13 protein-coding genes and 1 other RNA gene are annotated in these 14,990 nt (G+C 54.4%); 12 read left to right on the top strand and 2 right to left on the bottom strand.

Annotated elements, in window-relative coordinates:
• Positions 1–20 precede the first annotated feature (20 nt).
• From dnaG to rnpB, 6 genes are all read left to right on the top strand, one after another.
• Positions 21–1,841: a DNA primase gene (gene dnaG / locus LOS79_RS00515; protein WP_315422592.1), complete on the top strand. Its 1,821-nt coding sequence runs from the start codon at positions 21–23 to the stop codon at positions 1,839–1,841.
• A 40-nt stretch (positions 1,842–1,881) separates the two neighbouring features.
• Positions 1,882–3,015 carry an RNA polymerase sigma factor RpoD gene (rpoD, locus tag LOS79_RS00520; protein ID WP_315415494.1) on the top strand — a complete coding sequence of 378 codons (1,134 nt, stop codon included), beginning with the start codon at positions 1,882–1,884 and terminating at the stop codon, positions 3,013–3,015.
• 49 nt (positions 3,016–3,064) lie between these two features.
• Positions 3,065–3,931, top strand: a complete 867-nt coding sequence (locus LOS79_RS00525) for a hypothetical protein (protein WP_315415495.1) — start codon at positions 3,065–3,067, stop codon at positions 3,929–3,931.
• A complete protein-coding gene (locus tag LOS79_RS00530; RefSeq protein WP_315415496.1) occupies positions 3,928–4,707 on the top strand; it encodes a tRNA (adenine(22)-N(1))-methyltransferase in 780 nt (259 codons plus the stop codon). Before LOS79_RS00525 ends, LOS79_RS00530 begins: the two co-directional genes overlap by 4 nt.
• Positions 4,683–5,798 (top strand): Nif3-like dinuclear metal center hexameric protein, encoded by a 1,116-nt coding sequence (locus LOS79_RS00535; protein ID WP_315415498.1) that lies wholly within the window; start codon positions 4,683–4,685, stop codon positions 5,796–5,798. Before LOS79_RS00530 ends, LOS79_RS00535 begins: the two co-directional genes overlap by 25 nt.
• A gap of 63 nt (positions 5,799–5,861) precedes the next feature.
• Positions 5,862–6,278: RNase P RNA component class A (gene rnpB / locus LOS79_RS00540), an RNA gene on the top strand.
• Between the two features lie 214 nt (positions 6,279–6,492).
• Here the strand turns inward: rnpB and LOS79_RS00545 are convergent.
• Complete coding sequence (locus LOS79_RS00545) at positions 6,493–7,707, bottom strand: aminotransferase-like domain-containing protein (protein ID WP_315415500.1); 1,215 nt, start codon at positions 7,705–7,707, stop codon at positions 6,493–6,495.
• A gap of 96 nt (positions 7,708–7,803) precedes the next feature.
• On the opposite strand from LOS79_RS00545, the gene LOS79_RS00550 reads away from it, so the two are divergent.
• Positions 7,804–9,246 (top strand): MocR-like pyridoxine biosynthesis transcription factor PdxR, encoded by a 1,443-nt coding sequence (locus tag LOS79_RS00550; RefSeq protein ID WP_315415502.1) that lies wholly within the window; start codon positions 7,804–7,806, stop codon positions 9,244–9,246.
• A gap of 56 nt (positions 9,247–9,302) precedes the next feature.
• Here LOS79_RS00550 and LOS79_RS00555 read toward each other — a convergent pair whose 3' ends face one another.
• Complete coding sequence (locus LOS79_RS00555; protein ID WP_315415504.1) at positions 9,303–11,171, bottom strand: S8 family peptidase; 1,869 nt, start codon at positions 11,169–11,171, stop codon at positions 9,303–9,305.
• 281 nt (positions 11,172–11,452) lie between these two features.
• Between LOS79_RS00555 and LOS79_RS00560 the strand changes: the two genes are divergently transcribed.
• The 5 genes from LOS79_RS00560 (at position 11,453) to LOS79_RS00580 (ending at position 14,924) form a co-directional block, all read left to right on the top strand.
• Entirely contained in the window at positions 11,453–11,950 is a 498-nt protein-coding gene (locus LOS79_RS00560) for a YpuI family protein (protein WP_315415505.1), read from the top strand.
• Between the two features lie 162 nt (positions 11,951–12,112).
• Positions 12,113–12,334 carry a DUF1540 domain-containing protein gene (locus LOS79_RS00565; protein ID WP_315415506.1) on the top strand — a complete coding sequence of 74 codons (222 nt, stop codon included), beginning with the start codon at positions 12,113–12,115 and terminating at the stop codon, positions 12,332–12,334.
• Positions 12,335–12,346: 12 nt separating this feature from the next.
• Positions 12,347–12,748, top strand: a complete 402-nt coding sequence (locus LOS79_RS00570) for a hypothetical protein (protein WP_315415507.1) — start codon at positions 12,347–12,349, stop codon at positions 12,746–12,748.
• 188 nt (positions 12,749–12,936) lie between these two features.
• Complete coding sequence (locus LOS79_RS00575) at positions 12,937–13,656, top strand: transglycosylase SLT domain-containing protein (RefSeq protein ID WP_315415508.1); 720 nt, start codon at positions 12,937–12,939, stop codon at positions 13,654–13,656.
• Between the two features lie 116 nt (positions 13,657–13,772).
• Positions 13,773–14,924, top strand: a complete 1,152-nt coding sequence (locus LOS79_RS00580) for a cysteine desulfurase family protein (RefSeq protein ID WP_315415509.1) — start codon at positions 13,773–13,775, stop codon at positions 14,922–14,924.
• Positions 14,925–14,990: the final 66 nt, after the last annotated feature.

Consider the following 14,990-nt stretch of genomic DNA (forward strand, 5'->3'; position numbering starts at 1 on the left):
AAGAGATGAAGGTGGAAAAATTGGCTAGCGGACACGGTAATATTCCGGAAGAGGTTATCGAAAGCGTGCTGGCGCGGCATGATATTGTCGATACAGTCGGTAAGGTTGTCCATTTGTCCAAGCAGGGGAAATATTTATGGGGCCTCTGCCCGTTCCATTCGGAGAAATCCCCTTCCTTCACCGTCACCCCCGACCGGGGAGTGTTTCATTGCTTTGGCTGCGGTATGGGCGGAAATGCCATCAAATTCAGGATGGAAATCGAAGGGTTATCCTTCCCCGAAGCAGTCAGAATAATGGCGGAAGAAAGTGATATCCCCGTTCCCGAGGGAAGAGGCGGGGCACTGGCTCCACCGGATCCGGAGCGGGACCGTCTGATCCAGGCGTATGATTTAACGGCAAAATTCTATCATTTTCTGCTGAAGAACACGGAATACGGCACTGCCGCCATGGAATATTTAAGAACCCGGGGTTTCAGCGGTAAAATGATCGACCAGTTTCAGATTGGCTATGCACCGGACCGCTGGGATACGCTGCAGCAGTTTCTTGAGAAGCGCAGCTTCGATCTCGCCGAGATGGAGCGGGGCGGACTGCTGTCTGCCAGAGGGGAAGGCAAGGGTTATGTCGACCGTTTCCGCGGCCGGGTGATTTTCCCAATTGCGAACCGTATGGGGAAGACGATTGCTTTTGCCGGAAGAATTCTGGGAGAAGGGCAGCCGAAATATTTAAATTCCCCGGAAAGCCGGTTGTTCAATAAAAGCCGGATCCTGTATAACCTGCACCAGTCCAAAGCATCCATCCGCAAAACGCGGCAAATCGTCCTGTTCGAGGGATACGGTGATGTCATTTCGGCATGGGAGGCAGGTGTGCATAACGGGGTAGCTACTATGGGAACTTCGCTTACGGAGAGCCATGTGGCATTGATGAAAAGTCTGGGGGATGAGATTGTTCTCTCCTATGACGGGGACAAAGCGGGACAAGCCGCAGCACTCAAGGCTATTCCGATGCTGGAAGAGAGCGGCCTGAGAGTCAAGGTTGCACTGCTGCCAAGCGGTGTGGACCCGGATGAATTTATCTCCCGGCATGGCGGGGACAGGTTCAGGGAACAGGTGATTGACTCTGCAGTATCATCCATAAAATTTAAGCTTATATATCTGAAAAAAACCCATATACTCCTAGAGGAAGACGGCAAAATTGCCTATGTCAAGGAGGCTCTGGAGATTATTGCCGGGCTCCATTCTTCGACAGAGCGGGAAGTATACCTGCGGGAAATCGCCTCCGAGCTGGAGCTGTCCTATGAGAGCTTGAAGCAGGATTGCAATTTACTTCGGGCGTCCATGCAAAAAAACCTTCCTGAAGGGGATAATAACGACAAAAGGTGGAATAATGGTAGGCATAAAAAAGGGCAAGTGCAGACACCGGCGCTGCTGCCTGCTTATCATGTTGCGGAACGGCGCCTTTTATCATTTATGATTCAGGATCCGGAGGCGGCGGCCTATGTTGGGGAGCGCCTCGGGGAAGAGTTCAATATTGATGATCATGCGGCAATTGCCGCTTATCTATATGCCTATTATGCGCAAGGCAAACCACCCGGGATTAGCCGGTTTCTATCATCGCTTCAAGATGACCGTCTGGAGAAGACTGCCACCGCGATTTCCATGATGGATACCCCTCCGGACTGGAGCTCACAGGTTCTGGACGATTGTATCCGTGAAGTGCGGAAGTATCCTCTGCAGCGCAAAATAGAACCCAAGCGTGAAGAGATGATTCAGGCGGAAAAATCAGGTGATTTTTTGCGTGCAGCACAAATAGCAAGTGAAATTTTAGCCCTAGAGAGACAATGAGCAGTTGACAGGATGTACCTAGGGAGGAGGGAGTCGAATTATGGCGAACGATCAGCATACTGAATTGGAAGCAGAATTTACTTTGGATCAGGTGAAGGATCAGCTTATTGATCATGGCAAGAAAAGATCATCACTCAACTACAAAGATATTATGGAGAAATTGTCGCCGTTTGATCAGGACCCCGAGCAGATGGAGGAATTCTACGAGCAGCTTAGCGATCTGGGGATCGAGGTTGTAAACGAGAATGATGAAGAGGTCAACAGTCTCCGTCCGAGCGATGACAATGAAGACAAGGACAGCGATGATTTCAGCTTCGACGATGATCTTTCGCTGCCGCCGGGAATCAAAATTAACGACCCTGTCCGGATGTATCTGAAGGAAATCGGACGTGTTCCGCTGCTGTCGGCAGACGATGAAGTGGAACTGGCGATGAGAATCAAGAATGGTGATGAGGAAGCAAAGCGGAGACTGGCGGAAGCGAACCTCCGGCTCGTTGTCAGTATCGCCAAACGTTATGTCGGCCGCGGCATGCTGTTCCTGGATTTGATTCAGGAGGGCAATATGGGTCTGATCAAGGCTGTTGAGAAGTTTGACCACAATAAAGGCTTCAAATTCAGTACGTACGCTACATGGTGGATTCGTCAGGCGATTACCCGGGCGATTGCCGACCAGGCGCGGACCATCCGTATTCCTGTGCACATGGTGGAGACGATCAACAAACTGATCCGGGTCTCCCGCCAATTGCTGCAGGAGCTGGGCCGGGAGCCCTCGCCGGAGGAGATTGCGGCAGAGATGGAGCTGACGGTAGAAAAGGTTAGAGAAATTATGAAAATTGCCCAGGAGCCGGTATCGCTGGAAACACCGATCGGTGAGGAAGATGATTCGCATCTGGGAGATTTCATTGAGGATCAGGAGGCGCTTGCGCCTGCGGATGCGGCAGCTTATGAGCTGCTGAAGGAACAGCTGGAGGATGTGCTGGACACGCTCACTGAGCGTGAAGAGAATGTACTGCGTCTGCGTTTCGGGCTGGATGACGGACGGACGAGAACCCTTGAGGAAGTGGGCAAGGTGTTCGGCGTTACCCGTGAGCGTATCCGCCAGATCGAAGCGAAGGCACTGCGCAAGCTTCGTCATCCAAGCCGCAGCAAGCGGCTGAAGGATTTCCTTGAATAGACTGTAAGGCCGGACCTTCTGCTGCACGGTGGCAGGAGGTCCTTTTAGCTTGAATATGGTACCAGCAAGGTCTGAAGAGAGGGATGAACGGTTGAACTTAGAGAAACGTGACACTATATTAAGAGAAATACAGTACTGGAGACGAAGCAAGCTGCTGCCGGAGCAATATTGTGATTTCCTGACCAATCTCTATGATGATCAGGCGGATATCAAAGACAGCAACCCGGTTTCCTTGCGGAATCTTCAGCAAGGAAGCATCAAAATATGGCTGTTTGGTTTTGGAATAATTTCCTTGATTTTCTTGATTAGTCTTTATTTTAGCGTTTTTCCCTGGCCTTTGCAACTTGGTACGGCGCTCTGTGTATTAATTGTCTGTTATGGGTATTCAGCCATTTATGCGGACCGCAACAAAATGATCAGTCTGATGCTGGCAGGAATCGGCAGCGTGCTTACAATCGGTTTCGGGCTGTGGTTAATTGTCCTGCATGATCTGGACCCGGACTTTTGGCGGCCTTTACTGATTGCCGGCTGCGCACTGCTATGGTGTGTGCTTGGGTTCTTCATGCGGATCGGACTGCTCCATTTCTGCGGGTTCGCATTTTGGGCCTTGCTGTATGCCGGATTCTTCGGCCAGGCCAGACCGGATGCATCTATTCTGGAGCTGGAGCTGCTCTGGCTGCCGCTCTGTGTACTGATGATCTGGCTGAGCTGGCTGCTGTATCACCGGGTTAGCGGAGTGTCGGGCGTGTACCTGGGCGTCGGGGTTTCGCTCTGGCTGATGCCGGAGATCGATGCGTTGTGGCTCAGGGCAGGGTTCCCGGAGTGGACGTCAATTGTACTAATACTGAAGGTGGCTGCAGGCCTTGCCCTGCTGTTCATCTTCAGAAAAAAATGGATAACGTGGGTGGCCTCATGAACAACGTAAAATTATCAGACCGGCTTCAGCTGCTGCTGGAGCAGGTGCCGGAAGGCAGCAGGCTTGCCGATATCGGCTCTGACCATGCTTTGCTGCCGGTAGCAGCAGTAGAAAGCGGCAGAGTACCGTCTGCTATTGCCGGTGAAGTGAATTCCGGGCCCTTTGAAGCAGCCCGCAGAGGTGTAGCTGAAGCAGGTCTTGGCAACAAAATTACTGTACGCCGGGGCGACGGGCTGGAAGTGCTGGAGCCGGGCGAAGCCGACTGCATCACGATTGCCGGCATGGGCGGATCACTGATCGCTGCGATTCTGGACCGCGGGCAGAAGCTGGGGAAATTGTCGGGCGTTAAGACACTGGCACTGCAGCCGAATGTCGGTGAGGATATTCTGCGTCGCTGGCTGCTGGGAAACGGCTGGGTGCTGATTTCGGAGCATATTTTGGAGGAAGACGGCAAAACCTATGAAATCCTCACCGCAATCCCGGAAAGCAGCGGGGCGGCCGGCGGGAATGAACAGCTGTACCGTGAACAGGTGCTTGGCGGCGGTCAAGTAGTCTGTGACCAGGCGCTGCTGCTGCAGATGGGACCCTTTCTGCTTCAGGCACCGAATAAGGTGTTCGTAGCGAAGTGGCAGGGAGAAATCGCCAAGCTCGAAGGGATATTAACCTCATTGTCCCGCTCGGAGCTGGAGGCGGCAGAAGAGAAGCGCAGCAAGCTCACCTTACAGATCAACCGGATTCGGGAGGTGCTGGAATGTTTGCCAAAGGACAGACTGTAATTGGATATATGGAGCAGCTGGCTCCAAAGCATCTGGCTGAGGAATGGGATAATGTCGGACTTCAGCTGGGCAGCCTGCAAAAGGAAATTACCGGTGTGCTCGTGGCGCTGGATGTAAATGATGATGTAGTTGAAGAAGCGATTGCCCATAGCTGCAATCTGATCATTGCCCATCATGCAATTATTTTCAAGCCGATAAAAGGCATTCTTACCGATACGCCTGCAGGTCGCTTGTACGAGAAGCTGATCAAAAATGATATTGCGGTGTACATCAGCCATACCAATCTTGATGTGGCCGAAGGCGGAATGAATGACTGGATGGCGGAGGCGCTCGGGATTGAGAACGGCGGACCGATTAAGGATATCCATACCGAGCAGCTGTCCAAGCTGGTTGTATTCGTGCCGAAGGATCATCACCAGAAGGTGCTGGATGCCATTCTGAACGCCGGTGCCGGATGGATCGGCAATTACAGCCATTGCAGCTTTAACATTGAAGGTTATGGGACCTTCTTGCCGCATGAAGGGACTGACCCTTATATCGGCAAGCAAGGTAAGCTGGAGCGTGCAGAGGAAGTCCGCATCGAGACCATTGTGCCGCAGGGAGTTAGGGGCAAGGTGGTGCAGGCAATGCTGAAGGCTCATCCGTATGAGGAAGTGGCTTATGACCTGTACTCCATGGATCTTAAGGGACGCAGCTTCGGACTGGGAAGGGTCGGTAAGCTTAAAGAGCCGACAACGCTCGGAGAGTTCGTAAAGGTGGTCAAAAGCGGGCTGGATGTGGACAGTGTCCGTGTAGTTGGCGATCTGGACCGGCCCATCCGCAAGGCAGCCGTCATGGGCGGCTCCGGAGCGAAGTACTACAGCAGCGCCATCTTCAAGGGAGCCGATGTGCTGGTTACAGGCGATATAGATTACCATACGGCACAGGATGCCCATTTGGCCGGGATTGCGCTGATTGATCCGGGGCACAATGCGGAGAAGATCATGAAGGAGAAGGTAGCCGGGTATCTGGCCGGCAAGCTGAAGGATCAGAAAAGCAGCACGGCGGTGTACGCCTCCAGGCTGAAAACAGAGCCTTTTAGTTTTCTGTAGATAGCAATTATTTGCTCTTGTGCCGGCTGGTGCAAATCTGTATAATATACAATGTTGTTTCGGAAAGTTTGACAGACAATCGCCGGCATGCGTGTGAACGTATGCGGGAGGAAAGTCCGGGCTCCACAAGGCAGGGTGCTGGATAACGTCCAGTCGGCGCGAGCCGAAGGATAGTGCCACAGAAATGGACCGCCGATGGCCGCCCCCGGGCGGCACAGGCAAGGATGGAACCGAGGTGTAAGAGACCCCGAGGAACGCTGGTGACTTCGTTCCTGGTAAACCCCATCTGGAGCAAGACCTAATGAGACACAGCTCTTCCTTCACGGGAAGCAGCAGCCTTCGCCTGAGGCGTGTCTAGGTTGGTCGCTGGAGCTGTGCAGTAATGTACGGCCTAGATAGATGATTGTCGCTTATGGTGGGAGGGTAGTTCCCGTATGAACCACGACGAGCACAGAACCCGGCTTACGGCAAACTTTCCTAACTGACAACTTATAAGCACTAGTAATGTCCATACGAATATAGACATTTGAGGCGGCCTCCTGCGGGGGGCTGCTTTTTTGCGCGCGGGTTCACTTGAATTAGCGTAATCACTTCTCCTGCAAAGGGCTTAATTAAGCTAATATCTAAAAATGCGCCTGCCTGCAACGTGATTGTACGTTGTGCAGGCAGGCGCATATAAATTACACGGCCGAAATCACAGAGCGGGCAAGCGCTCTGCATACATAGTCAGTGCAGCCTCAAGACGCTGCACCGCAAGCGGCAGCAGCTCCGGCCGGGTGTGGGTGAAGTTGAGGCGCATCGCATTCTTCTGCGGCCGGGCTGAATAGAACACTTCACCCGGCACAAAGGCGACGCCTTGCCGAACGGCAAGGGGGAGCAGCTCGGCGGTGTTGATGTGGCCGGCCAGGCTCAGCCACAGGAACATGCCGCCGCGCGGCTCGAGGAAATGCGTACCCTCCCAGTTCCGGGAGGTCAGCTCAGCCGAGAGCAGCTTCATCCGGGACTGATACTCACGGGAGATCAGGCGGATATGGCTCTCCAGGTCAAACCTCTGCAGGAGCTCATGCAGGGCGCGCTGGTCGATGGCGCTGGAGTGCAGGTCGGCAGCCTGCTTGGCTTTGGCGACCATTCCGATCAGTTCGCGCGGACCGGCAATCCAGCCGGTGCGCAGGGCAGGGGCGACAATCTTGGAGAAGGTGCCGGTGTACGCTACGCTAGGCTCGCCGCCCAGGCTTCTGTCGATAGCAGCGAGGGTGGGCGGATATGCGCCCGGAGATTCATCGAAGGCAATCTCCCCGTACGGATTATCCTCCAGAATCAGTACGCCGTGTTTCCGGCACAACTCCACCACCTGTTCCCGGCGCTCCCGGCTCCAGGTGGCACCGGACGGATTGTTGAAGGTAGGGACAGCATACAGCAGCTTCGGCCGGCGCAAGCGGAGCTGCTCCTCAAGCTGCTCCGGCAGCATGCCCTGTTCATCGCTGGCGACCACATGGATGTCAGCACGGTAAGTGCCCAGCACCTGCAGGGCGGCCAGGTAGGTTGGCGCTTCAACCAGCACGGCATCGCCGGGATCAAGCAGAACCTTGCAGAGCAGGTCAATCGCCTGCTGCGAGCCGGTGGTGAGCAGCATTTCGGCTGCAGATACAGGAAGGCCCTGAACGGTCAGCCTGGCTGCAATCTGCTCACGCAGCGGAAGATACCCTTCAGTTAATCCATACTGCAGTGCAGACCCGTCGGCTGCCAATGCGCGGTTATATGCTTCACGGACCGCTTCGACCGGAAACAACTCTTCGGCCGGCAGTCCGCCGGCAAGTGAAATGATATCGCTGCCTTGGGTGATTTTGAGTATGTCCCTGACGGCTGAGGACCCCAGGTGGTTTGTCATCTCGGCATATTTGATCTTCATGATACGAGCTCCCCGCTGTGCTTAATTTTGTTGTATCATAACGGTATAGCTGTATAACAGTAAAGCGGTGAATATAACAGTTGAGGAGGAAGCGGAATGCGTATTGACTTACTCCGCAGCGGCAGCAAATCCTTGCCCCGCCAGATCAGTGAAACGCTGGCCCAGCGGATTACCTCGGGCCTGCTGCAGCCGGGCAGCCGGCTTCCTTCTGTCCGGGGGCTGGCCTCCTCGCTGAAGGTGAGCCAGGTAACGGTCAGCAAGGCTTACGCCGAGCTGGAAGCCCGCGGACATATTATCTGCAGCCAGGGCAAAGGCTGCTATGTTGCAGAGCGGCAGCGGACTGCTCCGGATACGGCAGCAGGCTGGCAGGATAGCTATGATGATTACCTGCCGCGGGCGCAGCTGTGGCGTAATTTCGATTACCGGGAAGTGGAGTATCCCTTCCATCTGGCTGCAATTCACAGCAGCCTGCTTCCGCTCGGGCCGATTGGCGCCACGATGGCCGCCCTGGTGAAGGAGCAGCCGGAGCTGATGGCCTCCTACGGCAATTTCCAGGGCGATGCGGAGCTGCGTGAGGTGATGCGCAGGCATCTGCAGAGCCGGGGGATAGCCATCGGACCGGATGATCTGATGATCACAAGCGGCTCCCAGCAGGGGATTGATCTGGTGGCCCGGACCTTCGTCGGTCCCGGGGATACCGTGTATCTGGAGGCGCCCAGCTATACCGGGGCTATTGATGTTTTTGCCGGACGGGGGGCAGAGATGATCTTCGTGCCGGTGGACGGGGAGGGGATGATGGTGGATAAGCTCACGGCAATGTGTGACCTCCGGCCGCCAAAGCTCATCTACACTAACCCTACCTTCCAGAATCCGAGCGGCGTCACGATGAGCATGACAAGAAGACAGCGGCTGCTGGAGCTTGCCCGCAGCTACCGCTGTCTCATTGTGGAGGATGATCCGTTCAGTGATCTGTATTTCCATCAGCCGCCGCCGGTGTCCATCAAGTCGATGGACACCGGCGGGCATGTGGTTTATATGAAAAGCTTCAGCAAAGTCCTGGCCCCCGGCAGCCGGATTGCCTGTGTAGCCGCTGAAGGCAACATTCTGTCCCGCCTGATTGCCGCCAAATCGGCCAGTGATCTCGGCGGCCCGCTGCTGACCCAGCGGGCGGTACTGCCGTTCATTGACCGGCAGTACGAGGCTTATGCGGCGAAGCTGCGCACCGCCCTGCGCCAGCGCAAAGAAGCGGCAGCCCGGCTGCTGAAGCAGTATGCTCCGGCCGGAGTAACCTGGCGGCTCCCGGAAGGCGGGCTGAACCTGTGGCTGCAGCTGCCGGAAGCGCCCGCTATTGAGCGGCTGCATGCCCTGGCCGAGCGGGAAGGCATCTCCTTCCTGCCCGGTGATGTCTGTTATGCCGGAGATCTGCCCTCAAGGCATATCCGGTTATGCTACTCGCAGCTCACAGAAGAGGGGATGCAGCGCGGGCTGAAGCAGTTTCTGCTCCTGCTGGGCCAGCACCTGCATTCCTTGCGCAGCTAGCGACCGCAAAGTACCTGAGTCAACCTCGAAGCCAAGGCTCCACTTTGTGGGGGTGTTTATTCCATTGACTTCAGCTGTTTGTCCACATGCTGCGGGAACAGCTGCAGCGGAACCTGCTGGCCGCCTGCGGCCTGCAGTGTCTTATAAATATCCACCTGGCCCCAGCCGTAATATTTGTCATGCCCGGCATCACCGAGATCGACAGCATTTGCGGTCAGCAGCTCCATGACCTCCTTATTGGTAAGTGCCGGATTCAGCGAGCGCACCAGCCCGGCAAGGGCGGCAACATGGGGACTGGCCATAGAGGTGCCTGATAACGCCGCATACTGATTGTCAGGATAGGTGCTGGCGATGCTCTCCCCGGGGGCGGCGACATCAATATAATCCCCGTAATTGGAGAAGGAAGCTCTGTCCCCTGTGGAATTGGTTGCGGCAACGGCAATCACTTCTTCATAGGCAGCCGGATAACCGGGCCGTTCGGTGTTGTCATTGCCGGAAGCGGAGACAATGACAATATCGCGGTCATAGGCATACTTAATCGCATCATGGAGGAACTGGGAATCGGCATAGTTGCCAAGGCTGAGATTAATGACCTTAGCCCCGTGATCGGCAGCCCAGATGATCCCTTCAGCCACCGAATAGGTGGTGCCGGCACCGGAGTTGTCGAGTGCTTTTACCGGAAGAATCTTGTTATACCAGCTGATCCCGGCCACACCTTCCCCGTTATTGGTCAGTGCCCCGATAATGCCTGCGACATGGGTGCCGTGGCCCACATCATCATCAGGCGTGCTGCCGCTTGTAATCGCGTTATACCCGGTGAGCAGCCGCCCGGCCAGATCGGGGTGATTGCCCTGCACTCCGGTATCGACTACCGCCACAATGACCTCCTTGCTCCCTTTGGACAGGTTCCAGCCCTGCCCCGTCTCGATAGCCGGCAGATTCCACTGATAGCTGGAGAACAGCAGGTCGTTCGGCGTAATTACGCCTGCCCCGGTATTTTCGCTGTACGTATCATTGGTTAAGTACATATAGTGAGGCTCGGTATACAGCGGATGCCATTTATAGCCGAAGTAGGTTTTGAGCTGGGAATAGTTCATCTTGTCCGAACGGAAAATATAGGCATAGCCCAGCTTGCGCGGTTCTTTACAGCGGATATCGGCCGTGATGGTCTGCAGCTGTGCTGCTGTCGGATGACCGTTCTGGAAGCGGACGACGATCTCATTCTCGTAGTAATGGCTGGCATTCTCGTTGTCATGTCCTGTCTTCACAGTGATATCCTGCAGGGTATCTGTATGAACCGATTCTACACGGTACTTGCCTTCCTTCGGATAGGGAATGAGCCGCAGATTCTTGAGCTGATGCTCTGCAACCTTATCCAGGATTTTCTGATTAATCAGGGCGATTACGCCGAGCTCCGCTTCCTTATCCCGCTGGGCCACGAAGTAATACTTCCTGCTGCCGATGATGAAAGAAGGAGACTCATAGGCCTGATGGCCTTTAATCGCTGTCTTGGCGGTATTCAGGTACTTCAGCAGCTGTTTATTCTCCTGGTCGGTGCCCTCGGGGAGCGAGGATTTGTAGGTGGTGGTCTTCTGGGTACGGAAATCCAGCAGCATCAGCATCGTGATATGGCCGTGATCCTGCTGCAGTTTTTTGGCATAATCAGAGAGCTCCTCCGGGGAAGCGCCATGGGTATCCGCGAGCATGGTCTGAAGATGTCTGCTGGCATCCGTGCGGTTCAGCCGGTCGGTGGCCGTTACGTCCTGTACCAGGGCGGTTTTTTTAATGGTTTTTTCCTGAGAGGGATTCGGCACAGAAGCCTGCCGCAGGGTACTGGTGCCGTCCGGCCGCAAGGCAAATGTAAGCAGCAGTACCGTTAGCGCAGCCGTAACCAGGCCTGCAACGGTTAAATTTTTACGTGACATAGGTTTCCGCTCCTTCATGGCATTGTAATTACCTGTTAGGTTTAGAAGAGGAAGGCAGTTTTATGCATCTTAGAAAAGGATACCGCCGTCAGAGGATTTATGTTAATATCAGAAAGTAAGCGCCTTCTAAGGCCTGTACCGGATGATTCCTGACCCTGCGCGGCAGGTGGAGGCCCGGCACAATTTGTGATACTATCAAGTTAGGACTTTGATTCATTGACCTGAAATGAGTTGTCATTAACGACTATCTGAGCAAGGACTAATAAGGGGGAGCAACCGCCATGTCAGCAGCTAATGTGCAGAAATTGTGTGAATCCACGAGAGACAAACTTAAATCCGTAATCGGAAAAATGGAACTGTTCCTGAACGAGCATGCGCTGCCGCAGCTGGTTACCGAAGGGGATGAAGAAACGCTGCATTTCTATCAAGGTTTCTTGTCAGATCTCCGCCATCTGCTGGTATTCTCGGAAATGTCCTCTGAGAAGCTGGGGGTTGCTCTGCGCCGCGCCAACTTCGATGAAGCTTTCGCACAAAAAGCGTTATATAATGTATATCATTTCGGTGTAAACAATTTCTTTTATCCTAAAAATGAAAGCTACTCCGAAGACGGGCGTTACGCTTATACCGGCCAGGATGCGATCCGCTTCCGCAAGAAGCCTGTCCGCCCGGCGCGCGACATTATTATGGAGATCACCAAGGTATATGAAGAGCTGCGTGATGATCTGAGCTATTATGAAAATGATTATTTGACGGAGAAACGGATGCAGAATCAGGTATAGCCTTGATTTTGCACGCTGCACAGGGACCGGGACTGCCACGGATGATGGCGGCCCGGTCTTTTTGTGTCCCGCTTTAATGAATTTTGTGCGCGAGTGAACTGGAAACCGTCTAATCGCATAGCGGAAACGTGCAGGGGTCATAATAAAGCCGAGGTGATTATTATGACAAACGCCAAACCGCTTGTGAAATGCAGTGTGAGCAACTGTCATTATTGGGGAGAACAGAATTTGTGCCGTGCCGAGGAAATCGTCATCGAAATCGACAAGCATGCAGGCAGCCGCTTCAAGGAAGAATATGCCGAAGAGCTGACGGCTCATAATCATCAGGATCAAGCCGGCACCTCGTCCGCAACCTGTTGTCTGACGTTCAAGCCGAACGCCTAGAGGAGGTACGAAATGGACAATCATAATGATGAATCCGGCTCTGACCGGCAGGAACGCAGGAAAATTATATTGCGCCCGCGCAGGGTGGATTATCCCCGCAGGGACAGAACACATGACGAAGAATATGCCGCCGAGCTGAGCCCGCTGCCGGCACAGCTGCAGAGAACAAGCGGCAGGGAAACAGAAAATTCCGGCAGCAGTGTGACGGATAGTGATAACCGGTCGATCGGTTATATCGGCCTGGGCTTTGCTGTGGTCTCTTTATTCATCTGGTCCATTATTATGGGGCCCATCGCTACTGTATTAGGGTATTATGCTTACGCCAGAGGACAAAAAACTGCCGGCGCCTGGGCCATGGGGCTGGGTATCGTCTCCACGTTAAGCTATTTTGTCTTGATTCCTTTTGCCCGTTAGAGCAAGCTGATTCCGGATATCCCAATTCAAAACAGGCTTACAGACCTAACTATACGGGTCTGAAGTCTGTTTTTTCGATTATCCATATAGCAATCACAGCAAAATAATTATAAAATAAAGCCGTGTTTTAAATTTAAATATAATTACTATGGATATATAGATCTCAACACGGAAGAGGGAATGAGCGCATGTCAATCGATGCCGCTGCAGCAGGCGGATACGGGCAGCTGAAATGGGTGGATCTCAGAAGTTCAAGCCTTAAGGGCGCAGCGGGCAAAGTCTCATCGGATGTAACAGGTTCATCTGCGGCAGAGTTCGCCGCATTGCTTCAGCAGGCAGCCCTGCAATCAGCAACCGGCGGGAGCGGGAGCGGCGGGATTCCGCTGACTTCACTCACGGATACCTCTTCACTAAGCAATCTGCTGTGGCAGCAGCTTGGTGCAGTCTCTGATTCCTACGACAGCATTTCCGGGGAAATAACACAGACAATACCCACTGACTATGAAGAGCTCATTCAGACGGCCAGTGCGAAATATGGTGTGCCGGTTGATCTGATCAAGGCGGTTATTGATACGGAATCCTCTTTCAATCCGAATGTTGTTTCTTCAGCCGGGGCCAAGGGGCTGATGCAATTAATGGATGGTACAGCCAGCGGTCTGGGGGTATCCAATCCCTTCGATCCTGCCCAGAGCATTGACGGCGGAGTGCGTTATCTCTCTTATCAGCTGAAGCGCTATGACGGAGAAGAGAAAATGGCACTGGCCGCTTACAATGCCGGCCCGGGGCGGGTGAACAAGCTTGGCGTCAGCAATGATGCGGAATTAATGGCGAATCTTACGCAGCTGCCCAAGGAAACCCAGGCCTATATTGCCAAAATAGAACGCGCCCGCGCGCAATACGCGTTATAATATAAGGATCAAACGGAATTTTGCCCAGCCGGATCAAGCGGCGGCAGACCGTTTGATCCTTTTTGCCGCATACTAAGAAAGTAAATTTAACGGGAAGCAAAGGAGAACGCAGATATATGCTTTATTGGGATTATGCCGCTGCTGCACCGCCATACGAAGAGGTGGTGCAGACGATGGAGCAGGTCATGAGGCAGCATTATGCCAACCCCTCATCCCTGCACCGTGCCGGGGCTGAGGCAGATAAGTTGATCAGGCGGTCACGGGAAGTATGTGCCGCTGCGCTAGGCGTACAGCCGCAGGAAATCATCTTCACCTCGGGAGCAACCGAGAGCAACAATCTGGCGGTGAAAGGGGCAGCCCTGCAATATCAGGGCAGAGGACGCCATATTGTCACGACAACGCTGGAGCATCCTTCTGTCTATGAGAGCTGCGTCCAGCTGCAGAAGCTGGGCTGGGAGGTTACATTCGTTGCACCGGACAGCACAGGCGTTGTCGAACCATCGCAGATTGCGGCAGCAGTCCACAGGGACACCGTGCTGGTCAGTGTGATGCATGTGAACAATGAGGTCGGTACGGTGCAGCCGCTGCGCGAGATCGGGGAGCAGGTGAAGGCCGTAAACCGCCGCACCCTGTTCCATGTGGACGGCGTACAGGGCTACGGCAAGCTTGCCACTTCACTGAAGGAATGGCAGGCGGACTTGTACAGCCTGTCGGCCCACAAGATCCGCGGTCCGCGCGGAACAGGTCTGCTGTATGTCCGGGAAGGAGTCACCCTGTTCCCGCTGCTTACCGGCGGTTCACAGGAGCTTGGCAGCCGTGCCGGGACAGAGAATGTGCCGAATATAGTAGCTGCCGCCAAAGCGGTGCGCATGAGCGGAGAACGCCGGCAGGAATTCTCCAGCCGGATTACTCCGCTTAAGCAGCGGCTGGAGGCATTTATTGCAGCTATCCCGGAGCTTATGCTGAACAGCAGGGGGGACGGGGCGCCGCATATTGTGCATTTCTCCTATCCCGGGATGAAGGGCGAGGTACTAGCCCGCAGGCTGGAGGAGCTGGGGATGGCAGTCGCCACCCGCTCGGCCTGTTCCTCACGGCTGGCAGAGCCCAGCCGGATACTGCTGTCCATGGGCCGGGATAAGGCTGCAGCGCTGGGCGGCATCCGCATCAGCCTGGGCGACAGCCACACTGAAGAGGATATTGATAAGCTTACGGCTGCATTGCTTGCTGCCGTCCGGTCTTTGAAGATTGCCGAAGGAGGCGTGAACTAACTGATGACAAATATAGATACCACAGCCGGAGCCAAAGGGGCAGGGAACGGAAGCAGTCTGGAATAT

Origin of the sequence: Paenibacillus sp. MMS20-IR301, from assembly GCF_032302195.1 — a bacterium.
In the GTDB taxonomy this organism is placed as follows: Bacteria; Bacillota; Bacilli; order Paenibacillales; family Paenibacillaceae; genus Paenibacillus_AQ.